This window comes from Anaeromyxobacter dehalogenans 2CP-1 (assembly GCF_000022145.1).
GTDB classification, from domain to species: Bacteria; Myxococcota; Myxococcia; order Myxococcales; family Anaeromyxobacteraceae; genus Anaeromyxobacter; species Anaeromyxobacter dehalogenans.
The window spans coordinates 2,806,427-2,833,070 of the sequence record NC_011891.1 but is presented as its reverse complement, the minus strand read 5'-3'; the positions used below and the strand labels follow the sequence as shown (position 1 = coordinate 2,833,070).

Below are 26,644 nucleotides of genomic sequence, written 5' to 3'. Positions count from 1 at the left end.
GGCGCGTCGCTCGGCTGGCGCCAGAGCAAGGTCGGGGCCAACGCGTCACGTCCCGGGCGTCACGCGATTCCGGCGCGAACCGGCGGCGGCGCGGTGCGGCGGCGGGGGGTGACGCTTCACCCGGCGTGCGGTGGCCACCCTCCACCATGAAAACGGCGCAGCGCAGGCCACCCGGGGGGTCGAGGCGGGGGGGCCGCGCCATGTCCGCCGGGCGGGTGTCATCGACGCGAGGTGCAGGGCGCGGCGCCTCGCGGACGAACCGTTCGTGCGCCGCCGGCGGCGCGCGCGGAGCAGGCGGCCGCGGAGCGCGGCGGAGGGCCGGCGCCGCCGCCTTGACACCCCCGATCGGCCGCCGATACCCTCCGCGCTCCATGGCCCACCGCAACGGCAGCGCCGGCGCGACCGCAGCCGCCGGGCGCGCCGCCTTCGTCTCCCCGGAGACGCGCTCGTTCCAGATCCCCGGTCCGTTCCCGCTGGAGCTGGGGGGCGCGCTGCCGGGCGTGACGGTCGGGTACCGCACCTGGGGGACGCTCGACGCCGACGGCGGCAACGCGGTGGTGGTGTGCCACGCGCTGACCGGCTCGGCCGACGCCGATCTGTGGTGGACGCAGATGTTCGGGCCGGGCCGCGCGCTGGACCCGGAGCGCGACTTCATCGTCTGCTCCAACATCCTGGGGAGCTGCTACGGCACCACCGGGCCGACCTCGATCGACCCGGCCACCGGCGCGCCCTGGCACGGCACCTTCCCCGCCATCACCATCCGCGACATGGTCCGCGTCCAGCGCGCCCTCGTCGACGGGCTCGGCGTGCGCCGCGTCCGCATGGCGGTGGGCGGCTCGCTGGGCGGCATGCAGGTGCTGGAGTGGGCGCTGCTCTACCCGGACCTGGTCGAGTCGGTGGTGTTCGTGGCCTCGACCGCGCGCCACTCGGCCTGGTGCATCGGCCTCTCCGAGGCGCAGCGCCAGGCCATCTACGCCGACCCGCTCTGGAAGGACGGGCGCTACCCCGCCGACGAGCCGCCGGTGGCCGGCCTCGCCGCGGCCCGGATGATGGCGATGCTGTCCTACCGGAGCCAGCCGTCCTTCGAGGAGCGCTTCGGGCGCCGGCCGCAGACCGAGGACCTGTTCGCGGTGGAGAGCTACCTCCGCTACCAGGGCAAGCAGCTGGTGGATCGCTTCGACCCGGCCACGTACGTCACGCTCACCCGCGCCATGGACACGCACGACGTGGCGCGCGGCCGCGGCGACTTCGAGGAGGTCCTGCGCGGCCTCCGGCAGCCGACGCTGGTGGTGTCGATCGACTCGGACGTCCTCTACTGGCCCTGGGAGCAGCGCGAGGTGGCGATGCTGGTCCCGGGCGCGCGGCTCGCGGTGATGGACTCGCCGCACGGGCACGACGCGTTCCTCATCGACGTGGACCGGCTGAGCGACATGGTGGCCGACTTCCGCGGCCGACCCGCCGCCGCGGCGGCAGCGCCGGCCATGCCGGGGGAGGAGGCGTTCGCCGAGCGCGGCCTGTCGCTGCTCGTGCTCGGGAAGGGGAAGGTCGGGCGCGAGCTGCTGGAGCAGGTCCGGGTGCAGCGCACCGAGCTGGAGCGCGACTACGACGTGCTGCTGCGGGTGGTCGGCGTGGCGGACACGCGGGGCACGCTGCTCGAGCCGCGCGGCGTGGACCTGGCGCGGTGGGAGGAGGCGCTCGCCGCCGCCCCGGCCACCGGCCCGGTGGACGCGCGCTCGGCGCCGGCGCTGCTCGACCGGCTCGCGGCCCTTCCGCGGCCGGTGCTGGTGGACCTCACCGCCGCCGACGGCATGGAGGACGTGTACGAGCAGGCGTTCCGGCGCGGCATCGACGTCATCGCCTCGAACAAGCGGCCCCTGGCGGTCGCGCCGCGGCGGCTCGAGGCGCTCCGGGCGATGCGCCGCCAGCACCACCGGCACTGGCACTACGACACGGCGGTGGGCGCGAGCCTGCCGGTGATCGGGACGCTGCGCCGCCTGGTCCGGACCGGCGACCGGGTGCAGCGCGTGGAGGGCTCGCTGTCGGGGACGCTCGGGTACCTCTGCACCGAGCTCGCGCGCGGGACGCCGCTGTCCCTGGCGGCGCGCTGGGCGATGGGGCTCGGCTACTGCGAGGCCGACCCGCGCGACGACCTGTCCGGCGTGGACTCCGCCCGGAAGGCGCTCATCCTGGCGCGCGAGCTGGGGGCGACGCTGGCGCTGGAGGACGTCGAGGTCGAGCCGCTCGTGCCGCCGGCGCTGCTCGCGCCCGGCACGCCGGACGCGCTCATCGCGGCGCTGCGCGGGCACGACGAGGCGATGGCCGCGCGGGTGGAGCGCCTGCGGCGCGCCGGCGAGGTGCTGCGCTACGTGGCGCGCGTGACGGTGGGGGAGGGCGGGCGCGTCGCAGCGCGGGTCGGGCCGGAGGCGGTGCCGCTCGAGCACCCGCTGGCGCGGCTCGTGGGCGTGGAGGCCCACGTCGCGTTCACCACCGCGCGGCACGCCGAGCGGCCGCTGGTGGTGCAGGGCGCGGGCGTGGGCGGCGCGAACACCGCCGGCGGCGTCATCGCCGAGATCTTCCGGATCACGAGCGGGCGCGGGGCGCGGTAGCCGCCCGCCGGCCCCGGGGCTACGTGCCGGTCGGCCGGCCCGGGTTGCCCACCCCGTACTTCTTCATCTTCCCCTGCAGCGTGGTGGGGCGCAGGCCGAGCAGCGCCGCGGCGCCGCCCGGGCCGTACACCCGCCCCCCGGCGTGCTCCAGCGCCCGCTCGATCAGCTCGCGGACCTCGTCGTCGAAGCGGCCGGGCGGGGCGGGCTCGGCGGCGGCCGCCGCGGCGGGGGACGCCTGCGTCGCGGCGGTGGGCAGCGCCGGCAGCGAGAGCTCCTGGCCGGGCGAGAGGATCAGCGCGCGCTGGAGGAAGTTCTCCAGCTCGCGCACGTTGCCGGGCCAGCCGTACGCCTCGAGCGCGCGCCACACGTCCTCGCCCACGCGCGGCGGGCGCCGGTGCATGAGCGCGGCCTGCTTCGCGAGGAAGTACGTCCCGAGCGGCCGGACGTCCTCGCGCCGCTCGCGCAGCGGCGGCAGCTCGATCGGGAACACGGCCAGCCGGTAGTAGAGGTCGGCGCGGAACGTGCCGCGCGCGACCATCTCCTCCAGGTTGCGGTTGGTCGCGGCGATGACGCGCACGTCCACCTTGACCGGCTCGGTGCCGCCCACCCGCTCCACCACGCGCTCCTGCAGCACCCGCAGCAGCCGCACCTGCACGCTGGGCGGCGCGTCGCCGACCTCGTCGAGGAACAGCGTGCCGCCGTCGGCCTGCTCGAAGCGGCCGGCGCGGCGGCGGGTGGCGCCGGTGAACGCGCCTTTCTCGTGGCCGAACAGCTCGCTCTCGATGAGCCCCTCGGGGATGGCGCCGAGGTTCGCGGCCACGAACGGCGCGTTGAACCGCGGGCTGAACTCGTGGACCATCCGCGCCAGCCCCTCCTTGCCGGTGCCGGTCTCGCCGCGCACCAGCACGGTGGTGGTGGAGGGCGCCACCAGGCGCACCCGCTCCACCACCGCGCGCATCCCCTCGCTCTCGGCCACGTACCGGGAATCGCGCTTGATCTGGCGGATCTCCTCCTTGAGGAGGGCGTTCTCGCGGCCGAGGAGCCGGTTCAGCCGCTGCACCTCCTCCACCATGAGGCTGTTGTGGAGCGCGATGGCGACGAGGTGCGCGACCTGCCGCGCCACCTCGAAGCAGCAGTCGAGCAGCCCCTCCGCCGGCGGGTGCGCGATGTCGAGCGTCCCGAGCAGCTCGTTCTCGAAGACCAGCGGGAACGAGACCAGCGAGCCGTAGCCGTAGGCGGCGAGCAGCGGCTCCTCGCGCCAGCGCGGCTCGCGCGGGCGCAGCGGGTCCACCACGCAGGGCAGCCGCTTCGCGAGCGCCTCCCCCGCGGCGGAGCCGGCCAGCGGGAAGGACGTGCCCACCTCGGGCGAGGGTTGCCGGGGGTCCGAGACCAGCACCACCTCGGCGCGCGTCGGGTCCTCCGCCGAGAGGCGGTTGATGGCCACGCGCGTCTCGCCGAAGTGGCGGCGCAGGAGCCGCCCCGTGCGCTCGAGCACGGCCTGGAGATCGACGGTCGAGAGCACCAGCTCGATCGCCTCCTCGACGATCCGGCGGTGCACGTCGTCCTGCCCAACCACGGGGAGCCCGGTTCCAACCATGGAACGGTGTCTACCGAAATATCGGTGCCGGAGGCAACGGTCGATCGGTGCCTCAGGGGGCGCTAGCCGAAAAACCTGAGTGGTTACCGAAATGTCGAGTTCGGCAGGCATCTTGCTGATGGTCACGCGCGGGAGCAAAGCACCGGCGGTGCCGCCGGAAGGAGGCCGAACGATGGATGCGATCGAGACGTTGATGGGCGAGCACCGGGTGATCGAGCAGGTGTGCGACGCCCTGGTGGGCTTCGCCGAGGAGCTCCGCCGCAAGGGGGCCACCGAGAAGGAGGAGCTGGGGCGCTTCGTCACGTTCCTGCGCGAGTTCGCCGACGGCTGCCACCACGGCAAGGAGGAGGACATCCTCTTCCAGACCATGACCCAGCACGGGTTCCCGTCGAACGGCGGGCCCATCGCGGTGATGCTCCACGAGCACGACCAGGGGCGCGCGCTGATCCGCGCCATGGCGGAGAAGGCCGCGCAGGACGCGCCCTGGAGCGCCGCCGACCTGCAGGAGGTCGAGGCGGCCGCGCACGGCTACTCCGGCCTGCTCCACGCGCACATCCACAAGGAGGACGCGATCCTCTACCCGATGGCCGAGCAGCACCTGCCGCCCGAGGTGATGGCGGAGGTGGGCGAGGCCTGCGACCGCTTCGAGGCGGAGCGCACCGGCGCGGGCGCGCACGAGCGGTACCACGCGCTGGCCGAGGAGCTGATCCGCCGTCACGCCGGCTCCATCCACCCCGGCGCCCAGCCGTCCACCGCGCACCGCTTCGGCTGCGCCGGCTAACCCACTTCACGCACCAGGAGAGACGTCCGACATGAGCCCGAAGGCCCGCGCAGTCTCGCTGTTCGTCATCGTCGCCTGCTTCACCGTCCTCATCTTCGGCGGCGCCCAGATCTCGAAGCACAAGCCGCCCATCCCCGCCCGCGCGGTCGCGCCGTCCGGCGAGGTGATCTTCACCGCCGAGGACGTGGCCCTCGGCCAGCGCCAGTACCTGTCCCGCGGCGGCCAGCAGACCGGCTCGGTGTGGGGCCACGGCGCGTACCTCGCGCCGGACTGGTCGGCCGACGCGCTCCACCGGACCGGCCTCGTCACCGCCGGCCTGAAGCGCGGCCTCACCCCGGGCGCGGCCGCCGGCTTCACGCAGGCGGACCTCGCCGCGCTGCCCGCCGGTGAGCGCGGCCGCGTCCAGGCCGAGGTGGCCGAGGAGCTGCGGCAGAACCGCTACGACCCCGCCAGCGACACGCTGACGCTGTCGCCCGGCCAGGTCGCGGCGTACCCGGCGCTGGTGGCGTACTACACGCGGCTGTTCCGCGACGGCAACGACCCCATGTCGATCCCGGCCGGCTTCGTGCCGGACGCGGCCGACGCGAAGGCCATCACCGCGTTCTTCTTCTGGACCGCCTGGGCCGCCGGCACCAACCGGCCCGGCGAGACGTTCACGTACACCGCGAACTTCCCGTTCGACCCGCTGGTCGGCAACGGCCCGCTGCCCTCGTCGCTGGTCTGGTCGATCGTCTCGATGGTGCTGCTCATCCTCGGCACCGCGCTCGCGATCTTCTACTACCTGCGCCTGCGCGCGAAGGACCCCGAGCACCACGTCAAGATCGCGCCGCTGCAGGAGCCGAAGCCCACGCCCAGCCAGCGCGCCGCGCTGCCGTACTTCGCGGTCGCCATCGTCCTCTTCATCCTGCAGGCCGCGCTCGGCTCGCTGACCGGCCACTTCGCCGTCGAGGGCAACAAGCTGTTCGGCATCGACCTCGGCATGCTGCTGCCGTACGCCGCCACCCGCGGCTGGCACCTGCAGCTCGCCGTGTTCTGGATCGCGACCTGCTGGCTCGCCACCGGCCTGTTCATCGGCCCGGCGGTCGCGGGCGGCCACGAGCCGAAGGGCCAGAAGGCGCTGGTCTGGACGCTTCTCGGCGCGCTGGTGGTGGTCGTGGTCGGCGCGCTCGCCGGCACCTACCTCGGCGTCCGCGGCAAGCTCTCCGGCCCGAACGGCTGGCTCGTCGGCAACCAGGGCTACGAGTACATCGAGCTGGGCCGCGTGTGGCAGGTGGCGCTCATCGCCGGCATGCTGCTGTGGCTGTTCCTGGTGTACCGCGCCATCAAGCCGGCGCTGAAGGCCGAGCAGGACCGCGGCGGCCTCACGCACCTGCTGCTCTACGCCTCGGTCTCCATCCCGCTGTTCTACTCGGTGGGCCTGTTCTACACGCCGGGCACGCACATCGCCGTCGCCGACTACTGGCGCTGGTGGGTGGTGCACCTGTGGGTCGAGAACTTCTTCGAGGTGTTCGCGACCGTCGCGCTCGCCTTCATCCTCTCGAAGATCGGCGCGGTGGGCGAGCGGTCCGCGACGCGCGCCACCCACTTCTCCATCCTGCTGTACCTGGGCGCCGGCATCATCGGCACGTTCCACCACCTGTACTTCACCGGCTCGCCGCTGTTCATCACCGCGCTCGGCGCCACGTTCTCCGCGCTGGAGATCGTCCCGCTCACGCTGCTCGGGTTCGAGGTGTACGAGAACCTGAAGCTGGCCCGCAGCGGCGGGAACGCCACGCCGTGGAAGTGGCCGCTCTACTTCTTCGTGGCGGTGGCGTTCTGGAACGCGGTGGGCGCGGGCGTGCTGGGCTTCCTCATCAACCCGCCCATCGTGCTGTACTACGCGCAGGGCCTGAACACGACGCCCATCCACTCGCACGGCGCGCTGTTCGGCGTGTACGGCTTCCTCGCCATCGCGCTGATGCTGTTCTCGATGCGCAACATCGTGCGGACCGCGGCCTGGAGCGACCGGCTCCTCAAGATCGCGTTCTGGGGCCTCAACGCGGGCCTGGCGGGCATGATCGTCCTCTCGCTCCTGCCCGCCGGCATCTACCAGCTCGTCATCGCGGTGCGCGAGGGCCTCTGGTACGCGCGCAGCCCCGAGGTCACCGGCAGCGCCTTCATCCACGCGGTCACCTGGGCCCGCGTGCTGCCCGACCTGGTGTTCGTCGGCGGCGCGCTCGCGCTCCTCGGCTTCGTGCTCCGGGCCATCGTGCTCGACGTGAAGCTGCGCCGCGCCGATCCCGCGGACGGCGAGGCGGCGACCGTGCGCAAGGCGGCCTAGACCGCACGCGGCGCGAGCCGCCGAGTGCTCCTCCCCGGCCGGCCGGGGGTGGGACCGGGTTCCTCCGGCCCGCCCCCGGCCGTTCCCGTCTGCGGTGACCAGAGTCACGGGGAAAGGAGGCGCCGTGAACGCCATCGAGATGCTGAAGCAGCAGCACCGTGAGGTGGACGAGCTGTTCGAGGAGTTCGAGGGCGCGGGGGAGGGTGCCCGCAAGACCCGGGAGCGGACCTGCCGCGCGATCGCCGACGCGCTCGCGGTGCACGCCACCATCGAGGAGCGGATCTTCTACCCGGAGGCCAAGGAGGCGGTCGAGGACGCGGAGGACCTGCTGCGCGAGTCGGTCGAGGAGCACCTGTCGGTGAAGCGCCTGCTGGCGGAGATCCTCGACGCGAGCATGGACGACCCGCAGCTCGAGGCGAAGATGTCGGTGCTGAAGGAGCAGGTCGAGCACCACGTCGAGGAGGAGGAGAAGGAGCTGTTCCCGAAGGTGCGGAAGGCCTGCTCGGCGGAGCAGCTCGACGAGATGGGCAGCCGCATGCAGAAGCTGGCCGAGGAGCTGGAGGAGGAGGGGCAGCCGTCCGCCTCCATCCCGGACCAGACCGACGAGCCGGCGCCCATCTAGCGCGCCGTCGTCGCCGGGCTGCCCGCCGCGGCGCGCGCCGTCCGCGCCGCGACGGGCCTCGCCCGCGTCCCGCCCGTCGAGGACGCGCTGTTGCCCGGGACGGGTGATTCCCTTACAAACACCCGACGACCTGGGCCGTTCGAGCCCTGGGCCGGACGGAGGTCGTGCGGTGAGCGGATCGGAGCTGGCGGCGCACGCGAGGCCGGGGCGGAACGACCCCTGCTGGTGCGGCAGCGGGCAGAAGTACAAGAAGTGCCACCTCGACGCGGACTCGCGCGGCGCGCTGCAGGGCGCGCCGGCAAGGAACGGCCGGCGTCCGCTCGCGCCGGGCGTGGTCTCGCCCCGCCGCGCCGTCCCCGCGACCATCGCCCGCCCGGACTACGCCGTGAGCGGCCGCCCGCGCGCCCAGGGCAAGGACGTGAAGACGCCGGACGAGCTGGCGCGCCTGCGCCGCGCCTGCCGGGCGGCGGCGCGGGTGCTGCGGGTGGCCGGCGAGGCGGTGCGGCCGGGCATCACCACCGACGCGATCGACGAGATCGCCCACGCGGAGACCCTCCGCCTCGGCGCCTACCCGAGCCCGCTCAACTACCGCGGCTTCCCCAAGGCCATCTGCACCTCGGTGAACGAGGTCATCTGCCACGGCATCCCGGACAGCCGGCCGCTCGAGGACGGCGACATCGTCAACCTCGACATCACGGTCTTCCGCGAGGGCATGCACGCCGACTGCTCCGCCACCTTCCTGGTGGGCAGCGTGGATCCCGAGGGGCGTCGCCTGGTGCAGGTGGCGCAGGAGTGCCTGGCGAAGGGCATCGGCGTGGTGAGGCCGGGCCGGCCCATCTCCGACATCGGCAAGGCCATCGAGGCGCACGCGTCGCGCCACGGCTACGGCGTGGTCCGCTCCTACTGCGGCCACGGCATCGGCGAGAGCTTCCACACCTCGCTCCAGATCGCGCACCACTACGATCCGTCGCTGAAGCGCGTCATGGAGCCCGGGCTCACCTTCACCATCGAGCCCATGATCACCGAGGGCACCTGGGAGGATCTCCTCTGGGACGACGGCTGGACCGCCGTGACCGCCGACGGGAAGCGCTCGGCGCAGTTCGAGCACACCGTGGCGGTGACCGAGGACGGCGTCGAGGTGCTCACCGTCGAGGAGTGAGCCGGCCCTGCGGACCGCTCACACCCGCAGCCCCACCGCGCGCATGAGCGCGAGGGCGTTGGAGTGGCCGACCACGCCCGGCCGCAGCCGGTAGTCGAACGCGATCTCGCCGCCCTGCACCTGGTCCTCGAAGTGCGCGTTGCCGAGCGCGCCGTCCTGGCCGGCGAGCTCGGTGAGGGCGAGGTCGTGCGTGGTCACGAGCCCGAGCGCGCCGCGCGCCACCAGCCCGCGGACCACCGCCTCGGCGCCGATGCGGCGATCGTGGCTGTTCGTGCCGTGCAGGATCTCGTCGAGCAGGAACAGCAGCGGGAAGCGACCGCCGGCGAGGTCCATGAGCTGCTTCAGCCGGGTGATCTCCGCGTAGAAGCGCGACTTGCCGGCCTGGAGCGAGTCCTGGATGCGCAGCGTGGCGCCGAGCTGCACCGGCGTGAGCCGCAGCCGCGCCGCCCGCACCGGCGCGCCGGCGAGCGCGAGCACCACGTTCACGCCCACCGTGCGGAGGTACGTGCTCTTCCCCGACATGTTGGAGCCGGAGACGAGCAGCACCGCCGGCGCGTCGCCGCCCAGGCGCACGTCGTTCGCGACCGCCGCCGCGAGGAGCGGGTGGCGGACCGCGTCGCCGTCGAGCAGCGCGCGCGGCTCCGCGCCGGGATCGACCACCTCCGGGAACGCGTCCGCGGGGTGCTCGAACGCGTAGCCGGCCAGCGACGACAGCGCCTCGAGGTCGGCCACCGCCTCCAGCCAGCCGCGCACCGCCCCGCCGTGCGCCGCGCGCCAGCGCTCGACCAGCGCCGCGTGGAGCGGCGTCCACTGCAGCGCGAACGCCACCGGGGCGAACACCTGGTTGTGCGCCCACTCCGCCCGCGCGGCCAGCCGCTCCAGGCGGGCGATGCGCGCCGACGCCCGGCCGCCGTCCTTCGGCTGGACGCCCAGCATCTGCTGCAGCCGGAGCAGCCGCGGATCGCCGAACGGCTCGCGCTCGAGCCGCGCCAGCAGGAGCGACAGCACCCGCAGCTCCGCCGCCGGGCGCCCGGCGCCGCCCAGCACGCGCGCGATGGGATCGCGGAGCGCGCGGCCGAACGCCCAGGTCGCCAGCAGCGCCGCGAGGAACGGCACCGGGCCGTAGCCCGCGCCCCAGGCCCAGGCGGTCGCGACCGCCGCGGCGGCGAGCGCGAGCGCGGCCGGCACCACGAACGCCGGGAGCAGCCTCGGCGCCTCGCCCCAGGCCGCGAGCCGCGCGGGATCCACCGCGGCGCGCACGTCCTCGCCGAGGACGGCGAGGTCCTCGCGCAGGTCGAGCCGCGGCGCCAGCTCGCGCACCGCGGCCTGGCGGGCCCGCACCTCGGCGGCGTCCGCGGGCGCGCGCAGCCACGCGGCGAGCCGGTCCTCGCCGGCGCGCGTCCGGGCGGCGCAGAGCAGCTCGAACAGCGAGCCGGGGCCGAACAGGTCGAGGTCCTCGGCGTACGGGTGGGCCGGATCCGTGAAGCGCTCGCCGGCGGTGCCGTGCCCCGCGAAGCGGCCCTCGATGCGGTCGAGCCCGGCCTGGTGGAACGCGACCGCGCGGCGCGCCCGGTCGCGGGCGTGGAACACGCGGTCGTGGACGACGACGAGCGCGAGGAACGCCGCCGCGGGGAGGGCGAGCCAGCGCGCGTGGAGCGCGTGGGTCCCGAACACCAGCACCGCCATCGCGACCGCGCCGACGGCCACCGCGAGGCGCGCGCGGGCGACCCAGGCGTCGGCGCCGTCGAGCCGGGCGACGCGGGCGGCGCGCTCGGCCAGGCGGGCGCGGAGGAGGGCGGAGGGGTCGGCCATGTCGAGGCGAAACTACCCCGGACGTCCCCGTCCGTGTCGCGCGATCGCGCTTCGTCCGGACGGCGCCGTGCGGGCGGCACCCCGCCGGAGGCGGCACCCCCGCGCAGCCGGCGCGCCCGGGCGCGCGCGCCTCGAACGGGAGCCGCCCGGGGCGTCGATTCCGTTGCGGCGCCCCGTCCGCGTGGAGAGGTTTCCTGGCGTGCCCGGACCGCAAGCCCGCCGGACCGCCCCTGGGGAGGGCGAGCGCGCGGGGGACGCCCGCGCCGCCGCGCTGCGTGCGCGCGCCGCCGAGGTGCGCCGGGCCACGGCGGGGCTCGCCGCGCGGCTCACCCCCGAGGACGCCATGCTGCAGTCGATGCCGGACGCGAGCCCGGCCAAGTGGCACCTCGGGCACACCACCTGGTTCTTCGAGACGTTCGTGCTGGCGCGCGCCGAGCGGACGCACCGCCCGTTCGACCCGGCCTACGGCTACCTGTTCAACTCGTACTACGAGGCGCTGGGGCCGCGGCAGCCGCGGCCGGAGCGCGGCCTGCTCTCGCGCCCGCCGCTCGAGGAGGTGCTCCGCTACCGCGCCGAGGTGGACGCGCGGCTCGACGCGGCGCTGGCGCGCGCGCGCGACGCGGACCTGCTCGACGTGGTCGAGCTGGGGATCGCGCACGAGGAGCAGCACCAGGAGCTCCTGCTCACCGATCTCAAGCACGCGTTCTCGGCGAGCCCGCTCCGGCCCGCCTACGCCGCGGCCCCGCCGCCGCCCGCGTCCGGGCCCGCGCCGCGCCTCGCCTGGCTCGGGCACGCCGGCGGACGGGTGGAGCTCGGCGCCGGCGCGGAGGGCTTCGCGTTCGACCACGAGCGGCCCCGCCACGCGGCGCTGGTCCCGCCGCACGCGCTCGCCAGCCGGCCGGTGACCTGCGGCGAGTGGCTGGAGTTCGTGGCGGCCGACGGGTACCGCCGGCCCGACCTGTGGATGTCGGAGGGCTGGGACGCGGTGCGCCGGCACGGGTGGACCGCGCCGCTGCACTGGATCCCCGACCGCGACGGCTGGCTCCAGTTCACGCTCGGTGGGGTGCGGCCGCTCGACCCCGCCGAGCCGGTGGCGCACGTCTCCTGGTACGAGGCCGACGCGTACGCGCGCTTCGCCGGCGCGCGGCTCCCCACCGAGGCGGAGTGGGAGGCGCACGCGGAGGTGCGCGAGGGCGGCGACGGCACGTTCGCCGAGGACGGCCGCTTCCACCCCGCGGCCGCCACGCCCGGCCGCGGGGCGCGGCAGGTGCTCGGCGACGTCTGGGAGTGGACCGCGAGCGCGTACGGGCCGTATCCGGGGTACCGCCCGGCCGCGGGCGCGCTGGGCGAGTACAACGGGAAGTTCATGGTGGGGCAGCAGGTGCTGCGCGGAGGGTCCTGCGCGTCGCCGCGGCGCCACCTGCGCGCGAGCTACCGCAACTTCTTCCACCCGGACGCCCGGTGGCAGTTCACCGGGGTCCGGCTCGCGAGGGACCTGTGATCGGACTGGGAGAGGCGGAGAGCGGGATCGCGCAGCGGGCGGAGGCGGACCGCTTCCTGGAAGAGGTGCTGAAGGGCCTGGCGGCGCCGCGGAAGGCCATCTCGCCGAAGTGGCTGTACGACGCGCGCGGCTCGGCGCTGTACGAGCTCATCTGCGAGCAGCCGGAGTACTACCCGGCGCGCACCGAGCTGCGGATCCTGGAGCGCCACGCGCCCGAGATCGGCGAGGCGATCGGGCCCGACGCGCTCGTGTTCGAGTACGGCGTCGGCTCGGGCCGCAAGACGCAGCTCCTGCTCGCCGCGCTCGAACGGCCGGCCGCGTTCGTGCCGGTGGACATCGCCGGCGAGGCGCTGGCCGCGGCGGCGCGGCAGCTCGAGGCGCGCTTCCCCGGGTTGCCGGTGCGGCCGGTGGTGGCCGACTTCACCGAGCCCGTGGCGCTGCCCGGCCTCGACCTGCCGTGCGCGCGCCGTCTCGCGTTCTTCCCCGGCTCCACCATCGGCAACTTCGATCCCCCCGAGGCGGTCGGGATCCTGCGCCGCATGGCGCGCGACGCCGGCCCCGGCGGCGGGCTGCTGCTCGGCCTCGACCTGCCCAAGGAGGCCGGCACGCTGGAGCGCGCCTACGACGACGCCCGCGGGATCACCGCCGCGTTCGACCTGAACCTGCTCGCCCGGATCGACCGCGAGCTGGACGGCGACTTCCGCCTCTCGCAGTTCCGCCACCGCTCGCTGTGGGATGCGCGCCTGTCGCGGGTGGAGATGCACCTCGAGAGCCTGCAGGCGCAGGTGGTCCACGTGGCCGGGGCGCCCTTCACGTTCCGCGAGGGCGAGACCATCCACACCGAGAGCGCGTACAAGTGGGAGCCGCGCGCGTTCGACACGCTCGCCGCCATCGCCGGCTGGCAGCTCGAGCGCGCCTGGGCCGACGACCGCGCCTGGTTCTCGGTGAGGCTTTACAGGCGGGCGGGGTAGGGGCGGGGCAGCGCCCGAGCGCGGGCGCGGCACGCGGGGCGGGCGGGCCGCAGGCGCGCGCGCGTCGCTGCACGCTACGGTCCCTGTTGACCCACGGGAAAATCTCTCCGCGACGGCAAGGGGTTGCCGGCGGCGAACCGATGCCGCTTGGCGTTGAACGATCAGTCAAGTAGCGTGTCCTCACGTAGAGTGCGAGGCCGGCCGCGTGTCGCGCGGGCGGCCCGGGCGCCGGGTGAGGGCATGGATCGACTTCGAAACGTGATCTTGGCGCTGACGCTCGCGTCGGCGTATCCGGCCGCTGCGGTCGACCTCACGGTGGCGGCAATCTCGGCGTCGCCGCCCACGGTGCCGCTCGGTTCCACGGTGACGGTCGAGTCAACGGTCGCGGCCTCGGGGGGCGGCGCGGTCAATGGGTTCTACGTGCATTACTACCTATCGACGGATCCGACGATCACCACCTCGGATGTAGTGCTCGGTAACCGCCACCTGTCGGCTGGTCTGAAGGACGGCGAATCGAGTACAGCGACGCTGACGTTCTCGCCGCCGACGAGCATCAGCGGGACGTACTACGTCGGCGCGATCGTCGACACGACGTCGCAGGTGAGCGAGTCGGACGAGACGAACAACGCGCTCGCGGGGCCGGTCATCACCATCACGAAGCCGGATCTCGTCGTCACGGCGGTGAGCGCAACCCCGGCCACGGTGCCGCTGGGCTCGCCGCTCACCGTTACTGACACGGTGACCTGTGCCGGAGGCAAGGCGAGCAACACGATATACGTCAAGTACTACCTGTCGTCCGACCCGACGATCACGACGTCGGACGTGCCGCTCGGAAACCGCTACCTGTCGGCAGGTCTGAAGGATGGTGAATCGAGCACGGCGACGCTGGCGTTCTCTCCGCCCACGAGCATCAGCGGGACGTACTACGTCGGCGCGATCGTGGATGCGACGTCGCAGGTGAGCGAGTCGGACGAGACGAACAACGCGCTCGCGGGGCCGGTCATCACCATCACGAAGCCGGACCTCGTCGTCACCGCGCTCACGGCGACGCCGACGACCGTTCCATTGGGATCGTCGTTGACGGTGACGGACTCCGTGACCGTGACGGGCGGCAAGACACTCTCGAGCTTCTACGTCAGGTACTACCTGTCGACGGATCCTGTCATCACGGCCTCCGACATCTCGATTGGCAGCCGCAGCATTGGGGCCGCGATGACACCGGGGCAGTCGAACTCGGCGACGACGACGCTCTCCCCGTCCACCAGCATCACCGGAACCTATTACGTGGGGGCGATCGTCGACAGTACCTACATCGACGAGTCGGACGAGACGAACAATGCGATCACTGGCCCGGTCATCACCATCACGAAGCCGGACCTCGTCGTCACCGCGCTCACGGCGACGCCGACGACCGTTCCGTTGGGATCGTTGACCTGCCCCCCGACTTTAGACGGCTAGCTTCGTGAGCCCGGCGAGACTGCGAGCAAACTCGTTTGGCGTCTGATTGTCCAGCGAGCTGTGCGGCCGGACCTGGTTGTAGTCGACTCGGTACGCCTCGATCTTCCTGCGCGCGTCGTCGAGGCTGATGAACCAGTTCTCGTTCAGGCACTCGTCCCTGAACTTCCCGTTGAAACTCTCGATGTGCCCGTTCTCGGTCGGCTTGCCCGGGCGGATGAAGTCGAGTTTGATGCCGTTCTCGTACGCCCACGCGTCGACGACGTGGCTCGTGAACTCGGTGCCGTTGTCGACCCGGATCACCTCGGGCTTCCCGCAGAGCTCGACGAGGCGCTCGAGGACGCGGACGACCCGGGCGCCCGGCAGCGAGTGGTCGACCTCGATGACGACGCACTCGCGAGTGAAGGTGTCGATCACGTTGAGCGTCCTGAACTGGCGCCCGCTCGCGAGCGAGTCCTGGGTGAAGTCCATCGTCCACTGCTGGCGCGGCCGCGTCGGCGGTGGCGGGAGAACCCGGACCGACGCAGCGATGCGTTTGCGCTTCTTTCGCCTGACTGCCAGGCCTTCCGCGCGGTAGAGGCGGAAGACGAGCTTGTGGTTCACCGCGTGACCCTCGCGCTTCAGCAGGACGTGGAGGCGCCGGTAGCCCCAGCGCGGCCGCTCGGCGGCGAACGCCTTCAGCTTCTCCCGGAGGTCGACCCGCTCCGGGCGACGCGCGCGGTAATAGTAGGTCGCCGGCGCGAGTCCGACGACGCGGCAGGCCCGCCGCTTCTTCATCGCGAACTCCGCCCGGATCTCTTCGACACCGAGGCGGAGCGCGACGGGCCCTACCATTTTTTTCCGAGAAGGTGCTGCAGCGCCTGCTTGTCGAGCGTGAGGTCCGCCACGAGCGTCTTCAGTTTCCGGTTCTCGTCCTCGAGCGCACGAAGCCGCTTCGCGTCGCTGACCTCGAGCCCGCCGTACTTCGACTTCCACCGGTAGAAGGTGGTCTCGGTGATCCCGAGCCGGCGGACGACGTCCTGGACCTTGGCCCCGGCATCGACCTCCTTCAGCACCTTGATGATCTGCTCCTCGGTGAACTTACTCTTCCGCATCCGTCCTCCACTGCCAGTAGAGGACTCACGCTAAGAACCGTCCAGTTTTCGGGGGGCAGGTCAGGCATGCTCGCCCGTCCTGGAGCTTCCATGGGTAAGCGCCTTCTCGTCACGTGTGCGCTGCTGGTTGTGGCAGGTTCTGCGTCAGCGCAGGCCCCCGCGTGCAACAGCAAGACCTACAAGAAGTGGTGGTTCGGGCAGGACGCGGCCCTGTGTCGGCATTCATTGATGACGGACACCCATACATGCATCCTGAGTCAGCGGTACTATTGTGGGACTCAGCAGCCTGCCGGGCCGGTCATTTGCGATCGCCATTATGGCGAGAGTTCGGATTGCTGGGTCGAGACGAGTTGCTCAGGGTACTGTGCCTTCTATCCAGACCCGAGCGCATGCGTGTGCGACGGCGACTCGAGCGCCGCCTCCTGCACGGAGATCGGGTCGCCGCAGGACCTGTGCGCCGCCGATGACTCAGGGAATGGCATAGACGACGACTTCGATGGTTGCATCGACGAAGGATGCACGATCGGGGAGCCACCATGCACGTGCACTGCGGCCTGCTCGTCGCGATCGTGCAACCCTGCGACGGTCGCCACGTGCGATCCCTTCAAGGCGGACGCGCTGGAGGTCTGCGGTAACGGCACGGACGAGAACTGCAATGGACTGGCAGATGAGGGCTGTGCGCCCGAACCGCCGCCGGGGCCCCCGCTTCCTCCTCCGCCGCCAGGCGCAGGACCGTCCCCGAAGCCTCCCAATTGCCTCGGAGGGGTTGCCGGGGCTGACCCGATCCTGCTGGCGACCAGAAGCGCCGTGACGGAACCGTTCACGGACTTCTCCGTGAGCGCAGTGGTCAACCTCGGCATCACGCGGACCTACTCGAGCGCGGACGCGTCCCTGTGGGGCGGTCCGGTCGGAGTGTTTGGCAGGGGATGGCACCATGACTGGGAGGCGACCCTCTCGTGCTTGGGTGAGTATTGCACCGTTGTCCGGGGGATTCAGTCCGCACTCGTCTTCCGCCGATCCGGGAACGTGACGTCCGTCGACGGGACGGAGGTATGGGAGGTCTTTCGCAGGGGTGACACTGCGGTGACGCGTTCCGACAATCCGAACGTGCTGGTGCGGCGTCCAAACTCGACTTGGACCGTCTTCATGGTCGACGGAACGGAGCTGAGGTTCGCGACCGTCTGCGATTCCTGTGGATCGCTGGACAGGACATGCGTCGACCCGCGGGAGGGAGGCGCAGCCCGGCTCGTCGAGAAGGTCGACCCGTATGGCAACGTGACCTATTTGTCCTACGACAGGCCGGGCGGCATCCTCATCGGGCTGTCCGACGACCTTGGGCACTCTCTGGAGCTTCGGTCGGCGAACGCCTGTAGCGAAGGGCTCGTTCGGGAGCTCCGATACGATGGCCAAACGTACGCGACCTACGGCTATCAAGATTCGGACCTCGGCCATGTGCAGGACGCCGATGGCAATCCGATTCGGACGTACGTCTATGGAGCTGACGGCCTGTTGCATGCCGTGGTGAACGAGGCTGGGGTCGCCGTTGCGGAGTTCGCCTACGCCGCGAACGGTGAAGCGGTTGGCGTCATCGACGCGACCTCGGATGTGAGCGTCGGCTACGCATCGGGAGGCATGACACAGGTCACTGAGCGATTCGGGGCCACGTCCGTCACCGGCCAGCGAACACTGGACCCGGATGGTCTCGTGACATCGGTGTCGGACAACTGTTCCTGCGGCCCGGCGACCATGCGCCAGTGGGTGGATCGTCGGCTCGTGTGCGAGACGGATCCGGAAGGCCATGTCACGTACCGGCGATACGACGAGGATGGTCGGTTGGCATACACGGCAAGGTTCGCGAGCGCGGACGGGGCGGCGGCATGCCCGCCAAATGGTCCGCTCCCGAAGGCGTCGACGGAGGAGTGGTACGACTACGGGAGCGTCAAGGAGATCGCCACGAGTGTGACGCTCCCGCTCGAGCGGGTCATCACGACGCGCCGGCGGAGCAGCCTGCAAGCAAACGCCTACGCGACGGAGACGGTGGATTACACCCAGGCAACGTCGCCCCTCGACCCCGTGGGCTACCAATGCACGGGAACGCCGTTGCCCGCGGGGTCCGTCGCATGCCGGCGCCTCTCGACAGGGTACACGCGCGCGGCTGACGGGAGTCCAGTACTGGAGCGCCACGCCACCTTCAATTCGTATGATCCGCGTGGTCGGCTCATCGGAAGCATCGGTCCCGTCAACCTCGACCGGCCGAGCATATCCGACGTGGTGCCCTTGGAGGAACGAACGTACTGGCCGGACGACGCGACGCTCGTGCGTCGCGGGCGCCTCCATGAGGTGAAGCGCTACGCGAGCCCTGGCTCGCCGCCGTTGATCACCGCATTCGACTACGACGCGTTCGGTCCTTACACCGTTGTCGCGCCGAATGGGACCACCACTGTCCTGATCAAGGACGTCCGCGGACGCACGCGGTTTGCGTTGCACGCAGGCCGGCAGGTCGAGACCCGGTTCTACGACGGCTCGCTGCCCCGTTTGGTCATCGACTCGAGCGGATCGACGATTCGGACGGGCTACGATCTGCGCGGACGCGTGGAGTTGACGGAGTATCTCGACCGCGATCCGGATGAACCCGGCGCAATGCCTGTGGTCGCGTGGAGCGAGAGCACCCGATACGATCCGGCCGGCAACCCGATCCACGTCGAGCGTCGCGACGCGAACGGCCTCGTCACGTGGCAGCAGGACCGTGAGTACGACGTCCGCCATCGCGTCGTCATGCAAGCGAATCCCGCGCGCCCCGAGGCAAGGCGCACATGGGCGTACGGTGCGTCGGGGTTCCTCGAGAGCGCGTCGGACGAGGATGGTCGGAAGACGGTCTTCCACCCGGATCCGCTACGCCGTATCGCATCCATCGAGCAGTCGGGGATGGATGCGTCCGGAGTGCCAGTCCAAGCGCTCGTGGCTGCGTACCAGTTCCAGGACTACCAGGACTCCCTTTCGACTGTGACGGATGGGAAGGGGCAGCGGACGACGTACGGCTATGACGACTTCGGACGCCTCATCGAGTTGTGGACCGAGACGCACCGGGGAGGCGTGCTCCGCTTCGCCGTAACCGCCCGGCGCTGGACGTGTAGCGCGCGCCCATGAGCGACGAGATCCTCCGCGCTTCTCTCGCGGAGGACCTCATGGCCGACCAGGACAGAAGCCGCTGGACCAAGCTCGTCGCCGACTTCGAGTCGTGCGATCTCCCGCAGCGCGAGTTCGCGACGGAGCGAGGAATCCCGCTCAGCAACTTGCGTTACTGGATCTACCGCCTGCGCAAAGAGTCGCGACCGCTCGTCTCGCAGGCGCCGGAGCGCTCAGATCAAGTACCTGAGCGTCGCGCCGCTCCAGAGGGCTCGCGTCTCGTGCCGGTGCGCGTGGTAGCGTCCGCGCCTAAGGCGCGGCAAGACACGGCCGCAGCGGTCGCCGCGGACGCCGCCCTGGAGCTGCTCTTCCCGTCCGGTGCCCGCCTCCGCTTCACCGCCGGCACCGACCTCGCGTACGTCCGCGCCCTCGCCGCTGCGCTCGCGTCGTGATCACCATCCCGCGCTCGGTGCGCATCTACATCGGCTCGACGCCGATCGACATGCGCAAGTCGATCGATGGCCTTCACGCGATCGTGCAGAACGAGCTCGCGAAGGACGCGTACTCGGGCCACCTGTTCGTCTTCGTCTCGCGGCGGTGGGACCGCGTGAAGATCCTGACGTGGGACAAGGGCGGGTTCGTCTTGGTGTACAAGCGGCTCGAGCGCGGGCAGTTCAAGCTGCCCCACATGGATCCATCGACGATGGCCGTCGAGATCGACGCGACACAGCTCGCGATGCTCCTCGACGGCATCGACTTCGGACGCGTCCGCCGGCCTGAGCACTGGCAGCCGTCCCAGTCGGATCCTCAGGCCGCTCGTCCCATGGACAAGCCCGCTCCGGCGTGATCTACAGTCGCCGATGGGCGGCGACGATCATCGTTGCGAGTGGCGCGAGCGAGCCGAAGCGCTCGAGGCCCGGCTCGCGCAGGTCGAAGCGACGCTCGAGAAGCTGCAGCGCCACCAGTTCGGCGCGCGCTCCGAGAAGATGCCGCCGATCTCCGAGGCGATCCGCGATCCGGCGCACGCCGAGGCCGAGCGGATCGCCGCCCAGCAGAAGCGGCGTGAGAACGCCGAGAAGAAGCGGCAGCTCGTCGCTCGCAAGATCGTTCACGAGGTCCGCGAAGACCAGAAGTCGTGCCCGAAGTGCGGAGGCCACGAGTTCACGCCGCTCGGCGAAGGCAAGGTGACGGAGTTGTACGAGCTCGTCCCCGCGCGCATCGAGCGGCAGCTCCACGTGCAGAAGAAGGTCCGCTGCCGGTGCGGCGAGACCATCATCACCGCCGACGGGCCGGCGAAGGTGTTCGACAAGACGCGCTTCGGCCCGACGTTCATGGCGCAGGTGGCAGTCTCGAAGTGCGCCGACTCACTCCCGCTCTACCGCCAGGCGAAGGCGTACCGGCGCACCGGAGTCGAGGTGAACGACTCGACCCTCGGCGATCTCTTCCACCGAACCGCGGAGCTGGTGGACCCCCTCTACGAGCGGCTCCTGCATCTCGTCGCCGAGAAGGAGATCGTGCTCGCGGACGAGACGACGCATCGCGTGCAGGCGAAGGGGAAGACGCGCACCGCCTGGATCTGGAGCTTCATCGCGCGCGACGAAGCGGAGCGTGAGCTGATCGCGTACGTCTTCTCCCGCAGCCGATCGGGCGAGACTCCGGTCCGCGTGCTTGAAGGCACGATCGGCAAGCTGCTCGTCGACGGGTACGAGGGCTACAACAAGGTGACGCTGCCGGGCGGACGCGAACGCGCCGGCTGCTGGGCCCACGCTCGCAGGAAGTTCTTCGACGCCCAGTCGACCGCGACAGCGGCCGCCAAGCACGCGATGGAGCTCATCCTCGAGCTGTACAAGATCGAGCGCGCTGCGCTCGACGCGGATCTGCTCGGCACTCCGGAGCACCTCGCGATGCGGCAGACGCGCAGCCGCGTCGTCATCGACGAGATCAGGGCGTGGCTCGATGCCGTGCAGGGGCGGCATCCGCCACGCTCGCCGATCGGCGTCGCGATCGGTTACGCGCTTGGCCAGTGGAACGAGCTGACGCTCTTCCTCACCGATCCCCATCTACCCATCGACAACAACGCGAGCGAGGGCGCGCTGCGCGTCTGCGCCCTCGGACGGAAGAACTTCCTGTTTGTTGGAACGGACGCGGCGGGCGAGAACCTGGCCGGCCTGTACTCGCTCATCGCGACGTGCGAGGCGAACGGCATCAACCCGGTCGACTACCTCGCCGACGTCCTCCTCCGCGTGCAGACGCATCCGGCGTCGCGGATCGACGAGCTCCTGCCGCACAACTGGACGCCACCCAGACCCGAGCCGTCGGCCTGAGCGGGTCGGCGGCGAACTCGAACGCAGCGGGAGAAGGGCGGCGATGCCTGCGACGCGCAGAGTTGCCGGCTACTGCTTCGACGTCGAATCGAGGAACACGGCTACGCACGCACCCTCGGCCTCGACCAGGCCGGCCCACCACACTTCGGAGACGAGCATCGAAAACACGCGCAGAGCTCTTCCGCCCGTCATGAGCATCGTGGCGCGTTCGGTATTTTCCAGCGGACGGCCCATCCGACTTTGAAGCGCGTCGACAACCTCGGCGGGCGTCACCTCGTGACATAAGCTGCGAGTCGCCACTTGGACGAGGGCCTCGGTTTCCAACCGATCCTCAAGGAAGTTGAACAGCGCGTGGACCCAGAAGACTCCCAGCGAGGCGAAGTGGTGCTTGGCTCGCGTCACGTAGAAGAAAAGCTGAGCACCTCCTGTCGTGGGCTCACCACTGTCCGCCCAGATCGGCTCCGATGCGGGTGCTCGAAACCCTCCAACAGAAGCGAGGATGTCCGACCTGAGCAGCGAATCGACCTGGGGCATGCCGTTCTCTCGCGGTGACCGTACGGCGGATACAGCGTTCAGCAGTCTACCGTCGCAAGACGCCCGTCGTCGGGCGGATACGCTTCGCCTACGATGCCCGCGGCAACCTGCTCCAGCGCACGACCGATCACGTGGTCGTGACGTACTCGTACGATGGTCTCGACCGCGTGAGGACCGTGGCTGCGAGCGACACCTGGGATGACAAGCAGGTCTCGTACGAGCACCGGTACGACGAGCGCGGCCACGCTGGCCTCCTCACCACCACCGTTGAGCCGGATCGCGTCGTCGAGATCGACTACGACGCCGCCGGGCGGCAGAGCCGCGTGGTCGCTACGCAGGTAGACGGCGGCGCGCCAATCGTGACGGAGTACGGCTACGATGTGGATGGGTACGTCGAGACAGTGACGTACCCGTCAGGACTCGTCGTGAAGGCAGACCGCGATCCCGCGTCGCGCGAGATTCGGAAGTTGAGCACCTCCGACGGCACGATCGTGTTCGCGGATGCGATCTCGAGGTGGCCCGGCGGTCCGCTGAAGGCCTTCGTGTTCGGGAATGGCCAGAGCTTCAGCCAGACCGTCAACCTCCGGTACGAGCCCGCGTCGATCCGTAGCGGCCCGCTTGCGCTCGACTACATGATGACGGCGAGCGGCGACGTCAGCATGGTCCAGGACGGCGGCAGCTCCTCGCGATTTGCCTATGACTTTCGCGACCGGCTGATCGGCTTCAGCCCGGGATTCGGCCCGGGTTCCGATCTGACGCATCGGTACGCCTCCTCGAGTCAGTACACGTCGTCGCCGGTTGTCACGGATCGCATCCGCGACTCCGGCGTTCCAGGTGCGTCTGGCTTCGCGCTCACCCATGCCTATGACTACGATTGGCAAACCAACGTCAGCTCGATCGCCGCGTACTCGGACGGTCAGGCGCACGCGGTCATGTGCCTTCGGCACGACCCGCTGGGCCGCCTGACGCTCGTCGGCGCCGGCGTCAACTCGGGAGGCGATGGAATCTCGTGTGCGCGCGACTCGGACGTGACCGAGCCGACGGCTCGATTCAAGTACGACGCTCAAGGGCGGCGCATCGCGCGCTGGGTCGCTGTCACGGGGCAGTGGACGCACTTCGTGTTCGGCCCGGCAGGCGAGCTGCTGTCTGAGCTGGTGTTCACGAACGATCCGTCGCGGCCGTGGATGCCGCTGCGGGAGTACGTTTGGCTGGATGGACGGCCCCTCGCGCAGCTCGAGTACACGCCATCGCAGGCGGCTCCCAGACCGTACTACTTCCACCTGGACCACATCGGCATGCCTCGGGCGCTATCGAGCCCAGAGGGAGTCACGGTCTGGTCCGCGGCCACGAAGCCCTATGGGGAAGTCAGCGAGACGATGACGCCCGATCCCGCCACCGGGCGAACGGTCGTGACGAACCTGCGGCTGCCGGGGCAGTACGACGAGCGGCTGCTCGGCAGCCTGGGGCTCCAGGGGCCGTACTACAACTGGAACAGGTGGTATCTGCCGGGGGTGGGAAGGTATCTGGAGTTGGACCCGATTGCCTCGCGCGGGTTCTTCAACTCGGGCTACGGCGTGGACTGGTACGGGTATGCGGGCCAGAACGCGGTGCGCTACACCGACCGGAGAGGCTTATACTGGGCACCTCCGCCGCCGTGGTGGACAGGGATCGGTGCTGCAATTGGCACCGGTATCGGCATAGGCATCGGGATCTTGTGGCCAGCGCCGACCGGAGGAGATCCTTGCGAAAACAGCCCGCGAGGGTGCGCGGAACCTGGGCCGGGTCAAGGAGATAGTTCGGACCCTGGACCGGGAGCCGGGGGAGGGGCGGGGGGCGGTGGCGGTGGTTGTCCGCCCAAGGATCCATGCCGCGTCCAGTACGAAGAGGCTACGGTTAGGTGCGCTGATTGGTACACGTCTGGCGACGACGCCCAGTACGACGCGTGCATGGAGCGCGCATGGAAGAACTATATCCGGTGTATTAATGGCCTTCCCTGGAAGCAGAACCCATAGCGCGAGGGCCTTGGGGTGTGTTCATGAGTCTCTGGAGGCGGTCCATGAAGGATGAGGACAACCCGCTTCGAGCTGCTTCCGAACTCGCTCGGGCAGGCAAACTTGGCGAAGCCATCGCTTGCCTGGAGGAAGCGTTGGCTCGTAGCCGGCCAAGCGCTTCTCGGCCAGCCAACACCGCTCTATTGGCCAAAACGGCGGGGCTTCTTTGCGACCAGGACGGGGACCTCTTGAGGGCGGCGAGCTATTACGATGAGGCGATTGCCACCGAAGGTCCGCAGCCATTCACGCTTGTCGCGCTGGCTGACGTCTACTTTCGACTCGGTCGAGTCCGCGAGGCTCAGGCGTGCCATGCGCGAGCAGCGTCTTTGGCTCGGTCAAGCGGCGATGAAGATGCTCAGACCGTAGTCGCGGCTGCCCGCGCAAAGTGGGAGGGCGGCAGTGGCTGACGTCCGCTTCACCGAACGCGGCTTGGGCATCACCACGGCCTCCGTGCTCGTGCTGGCCCTCCTCTCCTGCACGTCCCCCACCGCCCCGCCGCCCGCGGGTCCGAACGGCCACCATCGCCGGGACCGTCGTCGAGCCGATCGATGGGGCTCCGTACTGCTTCGTCCGGCTTGGGACGCGTTGTGAGCTGGGGTTCACGAACGATCCGTCGCGGCCGTGGACGCCGCTGCGGGAGTACGTTTGGCTGGATGGACGGCCCCTCGCGCAGCTCGAGTACACGCCATCGCAGGCGGCTCCCAGACCGTACTACTTCCACCTGGACCACATCGGCATGCCTCGGGCGCTATCGAGCCCAGAGGGAGTCACGGTCTGGTCCGCTGCCACGAAGCCCTATGGGGAAGTCAGCGAGACGATGACGCCCGATCCCGCCACCGGACAAACGGTCGTGACGAACCTGCGGCTCCCGGGGCAGTACGACGAGCGGCTGCTCGGGAGCCTCGGGCTCCAGGGGCCGTACTACAAGTGGAACAGGTGGTATCTGCCGTCGGTCGGCAGGTACATGGAGTTGGACCCGTTGGCGCTGGAGGGTGGGTTCGATGGGGTCGGCTGGTACGCGCCCGACTGGTACAACTACGGGGACGGAAACCCGCTGACCAACGTGGACCCGACCGGGCGTCAGACGTTCGTGTCCCTAGAATTGTGTGATTCGGAAGTTCGCGGAGGGTGAAGAGAGAAGGGAAGCTCCTCGAAACCAAGTCCAACAGGCCTCGCCGCCAAGCGAGGTCGAGGAGCTTTCCCGTGAACGAGGTTGCCGAGCTTGAGCTGCCCACGCAAGAGAACTTCCGGACGGATCTTCGCGCGCTCTTCCAGGGCGCGATCCGCGTCGCCTTGGAGGTCGTGCTGGAGGACGAGATCCGAGAGATGGTCGGGGCCAAGAAGTGGGAGCGGCAGGCCCAGCGCGTCGACAGCAGGAACGGCACGTACCTGCGCCGCCTCATCACCACGATGGGCGCCGTCGACCTCGAGGTCCCGCGCGCTCGGGAGGGCGGCTCTGCCGGCGGCGCGGTCATCGGACGGTACAAACGCCGGTCGGCGGAGATCGACGACGCGATGGTCAGCGCCTACGTCCACGGGGCCTCGACCCGCGACATCGGCCAGATCACCGAGGCGCTCATGGGCGAGCACGTGAGCAAGTCGACGGTGAGCCGGGTGGCGAAGACCCCTGGGCACCAAGGTCGAGGAGCTGCGGAACGCACCCATCGCCGGCCCGATCCCGTACCTCTTCCTCGATGCCACGTTCCTCGACGCCCGCTGGGCGCGGACGGTTGAGAACGTCTCGGCGCTGGTGGCCTACGGCATCGGCCTCAATGGCCACCGCCAGCTCCTCGCCGTGACGATCGGCGCCGAGGAGTCGGAGGAGTCGTGGAGCGAGCTCCTCGCGCAGCTCGTCGAGCGCGGCCTCTCGGGCGTCCAGCTCGTCATCGCCGACGCCCACGCGGGCATCGCGAAGGCGGTCCGGCTCCACCTGCCCGAGGCGCCGCAGCAGCGGTGCGTCGTCCACCTGCAGCGCAACGTCGTCGGCAAGGCCCCCCAGAAGCTCAGGCCGCGGCTTGCCCGCGAGGTGTGGCAGGTGTTCGTGGCGCCGACCAAGGCCGAGGCCCGCAAGCGGATGGCCCAGCTCGCCGCCGGCCTCGGGCGCCAGCTTCCGGAATCGATGGCGTGCCTCGAGGCCGGCTTCGAGGCGGCCACCAAGTTCTACGCGTTCCCGAAGGAGCACTGGCACCGCATCCGCTCGACGAACGGGCTCGAGCGGCTCCACGGCGAGATCAAGCGCCGGACGCGGGCGGTGGGCGCCTTCCCGGACCGCGCGAGCGCCCTCCGGCTCGTCACCGCGGTCGCGCTCCAGGTCACGGCGATCTGGACCGACCGCCGCTACCTGGACATGTCCCTGCTGAAGTCGAAGGAGGCTGTCGTCGCCAAGGCCGCGTGAAGCAAACGAGGAGCTTCACCGTGAGTCCGTTTTACACATTGATCGGGACTTGACCCGTCAGACGCTCGACACTCCCAGTAATTGCATGAAGAAGTTCCCCGGGTGTCCCGAGTGCTGTGGCACTCCCGAACCGCGCCGCCCCCCAGTAATTCCATGGCCGCCGCCATGGTGGCCGTGGAAGAACCCCCAGCCCGCGCCGAACGACTGCTCGCCCAAGGCCGGGACGTGCAAGTGCACTTGCCTGGGTATAGCGGACCCGACCTGGAACCCAACGGACCCGAAGCATGGCGACCGGG

19 protein-coding genes and 1 pseudogene are annotated in these 26,644 nt (G+C 70.7%); 16 read left to right on the top strand and 4 right to left on the bottom strand.

Annotated features, from left to right (window positions below; all coding sequences use genetic code 11):
• Positions 1-371 precede the first annotated feature (371 nt).
• Positions 372-2,606, top strand: coding sequence for a homoserine O-acetyltransferase MetX (gene metX, locus A2CP1_RS12865; RefSeq protein WP_012633681.1), 2,235 nt, complete (start codon positions 372-374; stop codon positions 2,604-2,606).
• A 19-nt stretch (positions 2,607-2,625) separates the two neighbouring features.
• Here the strand turns inward: metX and A2CP1_RS12860 are convergent, their stop codons facing one another.
• Positions 2,626-4,164, bottom strand: a complete 1,539-nt coding sequence (locus A2CP1_RS12860) for a sigma 54-interacting transcriptional regulator (RefSeq protein WP_245529773.1) — start codon at positions 4,162-4,164, stop codon at positions 2,626-2,628.
• Positions 4,165-4,375: 211 nt separating this feature from the next.
• Here A2CP1_RS12860 and A2CP1_RS12855 point away from each other — a divergent pair, with 211 nt between their 5' ends.
• From A2CP1_RS12855 to map, 4 genes are all read left to right on the top strand, one after another.
• Positions 4,376-4,984, top strand: coding sequence for a hemerythrin domain-containing protein (locus A2CP1_RS12855; RefSeq protein WP_012633679.1), 609 nt, complete (start codon positions 4,376-4,378; stop codon positions 4,982-4,984).
• A gap of 31 nt (positions 4,985-5,015) precedes the next feature.
• Entirely contained in the window at positions 5,016-7,304 is a 2,289-nt protein-coding gene (locus tag A2CP1_RS12850) for a nitric-oxide reductase large subunit (protein ID WP_012633678.1), read from the top strand.
• 124 nt (positions 7,305-7,428) lie between these two features.
• Positions 7,429-7,926, top strand: a complete 498-nt coding sequence (locus A2CP1_RS12845; RefSeq protein WP_012633677.1) for a hemerythrin domain-containing protein — start codon at positions 7,429-7,431, stop codon at positions 7,924-7,926.
• Between the two features lie 169 nt (positions 7,927-8,095).
• On the top strand, positions 8,096-9,085 hold the full coding sequence (map, locus tag A2CP1_RS12840) for a type I methionyl aminopeptidase (protein ID WP_012633676.1): 990 nt from the start codon (positions 8,096-8,098) through the stop codon (positions 9,083-9,085).
• Positions 9,086-9,103: 18 nt separating this feature from the next.
• Here the strand turns inward: map and A2CP1_RS12835 are convergent, their stop codons facing one another.
• The gene (locus A2CP1_RS12835) at positions 9,104-10,897 is read right to left on the bottom strand and encodes a MutS-related protein (protein WP_012633675.1); all 1,794 of its coding nucleotides are present in this window, start codon (positions 10,895-10,897) and stop codon (positions 9,104-9,106) included.
• 199 nt (positions 10,898-11,096) lie between these two features.
• Between A2CP1_RS12835 and egtB the strand changes: the two genes are divergently transcribed.
• The 3 genes from egtB (at position 11,097) to A2CP1_RS12820 (ending at position 14,827) form a co-directional block, all read left to right on the top strand.
• Positions 11,097-12,398, top strand: a complete 1,302-nt coding sequence (egtB, locus tag A2CP1_RS12830; protein WP_012633674.1) for an ergothioneine biosynthesis protein EgtB — start codon at positions 11,097-11,099, stop codon at positions 12,396-12,398.
• On the top strand, positions 12,395-13,369 hold the full coding sequence (egtD, locus tag A2CP1_RS12825; protein WP_011420465.1) for an L-histidine N(alpha)-methyltransferase: 975 nt from the start codon (positions 12,395-12,397) through the stop codon (positions 13,367-13,369). Before egtB ends, egtD begins: the two co-directional genes overlap by 4 nt.
• A 258-nt stretch (positions 13,370-13,627) precedes the next feature.
• A complete protein-coding gene (locus A2CP1_RS12820) occupies positions 13,628-14,827 on the top strand; it encodes a CARDB domain-containing protein (protein WP_041450512.1) in 1,200 nt (399 codons plus the stop codon).
• Here the strand turns inward: A2CP1_RS12820 and A2CP1_RS12815 are convergent.
• Positions 14,816-15,918 (bottom strand): IS3-like element ISAde3 family transposase gene (locus A2CP1_RS12815; protein ID WP_076611840.1). Its coding sequence is split into 2 segments (ribosomal slippage): positions 14,816-15,663 and positions 15,663-15,918, totalling 1,104 coding nucleotides; the frame shifts between segments, so codons are not numbered across the junction. The genes A2CP1_RS12820 and A2CP1_RS12815 overlap by 12 nt on opposite strands.
• Positions 15,919-16,725: 807 nt before the next feature.
• Between A2CP1_RS12815 and A2CP1_RS12805 the strand changes: the two genes are divergently transcribed.
• Genes A2CP1_RS12805 through A2CP1_RS12790 form a run of 4 tightly spaced genes read left to right on the top strand, consistent with a single transcriptional unit; the run spans position 16,726 to position 21,368 of the window.
• Complete coding sequence (locus A2CP1_RS12805) at positions 16,726-19,065, top strand: DUF6531 domain-containing protein (RefSeq protein ID WP_012633670.1); 2,340 nt, start codon at positions 16,726-16,728, stop codon at positions 19,063-19,065.
• Positions 19,062-19,496 (top strand): IS66 family insertion sequence element accessory protein TnpA, encoded by a 435-nt coding sequence (tnpA, locus tag A2CP1_RS12800; protein ID WP_012633669.1) that lies wholly within the window; start codon positions 19,062-19,064, stop codon positions 19,494-19,496. The genes A2CP1_RS12805 and tnpA overlap by 4 nt, the downstream gene beginning before the upstream one ends.
• A complete protein-coding gene (gene tnpB, locus A2CP1_RS12795) occupies positions 19,493-19,891 on the top strand; it encodes an IS66 family insertion sequence element accessory protein TnpB (protein WP_012631482.1) in 399 nt (132 codons plus the stop codon). Before tnpA ends, tnpB begins: the two co-directional genes overlap by 4 nt.
• Positions 19,892-19,904: 13 nt before the next feature.
• Complete coding sequence (locus tag A2CP1_RS12790; protein WP_012631481.1) at positions 19,905-21,368, top strand: IS66-like element ISAde1 family transposase; 1,464 nt, start codon at positions 19,905-19,907, stop codon at positions 21,366-21,368.
• Between the two features lie 69 nt (positions 21,369-21,437).
• On the opposite strand, the gene A2CP1_RS12785 is transcribed toward A2CP1_RS12790, so the two are convergent.
• Entirely contained in the window at positions 21,438-21,902 is a 465-nt protein-coding gene (locus A2CP1_RS12785; protein ID WP_041450407.1) for a hypothetical protein, read from the bottom strand.
• Between the two features lie 14 nt (positions 21,903-21,916).
• Between A2CP1_RS12785 and A2CP1_RS12780 the strand changes: the two genes are divergently transcribed.
• From A2CP1_RS12780 to A2CP1_RS12770, 4 genes and pseudogenes are all read left to right on the top strand, one after another.
• On the top strand, positions 21,917-23,914 hold the full coding sequence (locus tag A2CP1_RS12780) for an RHS domain-containing protein (protein ID WP_012633668.1): 1,998 nt from the start codon (positions 21,917-21,919) through the stop codon (positions 23,912-23,914).
• Positions 23,915-23,937: 23 nt separating this feature from the next.
• Positions 23,938-24,360, top strand: a complete 423-nt coding sequence (locus A2CP1_RS24075; protein WP_150106346.1) for a tetratricopeptide repeat protein — start codon at positions 23,938-23,940, stop codon at positions 24,358-24,360.
• Positions 24,339-25,085 carry an RHS repeat-associated core domain-containing protein gene (locus A2CP1_RS24070; protein WP_425358186.1) on the top strand — a complete coding sequence of 249 codons (747 nt, stop codon included), beginning with the start codon at positions 24,339-24,341 and terminating at the stop codon, positions 25,083-25,085. Before A2CP1_RS24075 ends, A2CP1_RS24070 begins: the two co-directional genes overlap by 22 nt.
• Positions 25,086-25,156: 71 nt before the next feature.
• A pseudogene (locus tag A2CP1_RS12770) lies at positions 25,157-26,348 on the top strand (IS256-like element ISAde5 family transposase).
• Positions 26,349-26,644: the final 296 nt, after the last annotated feature.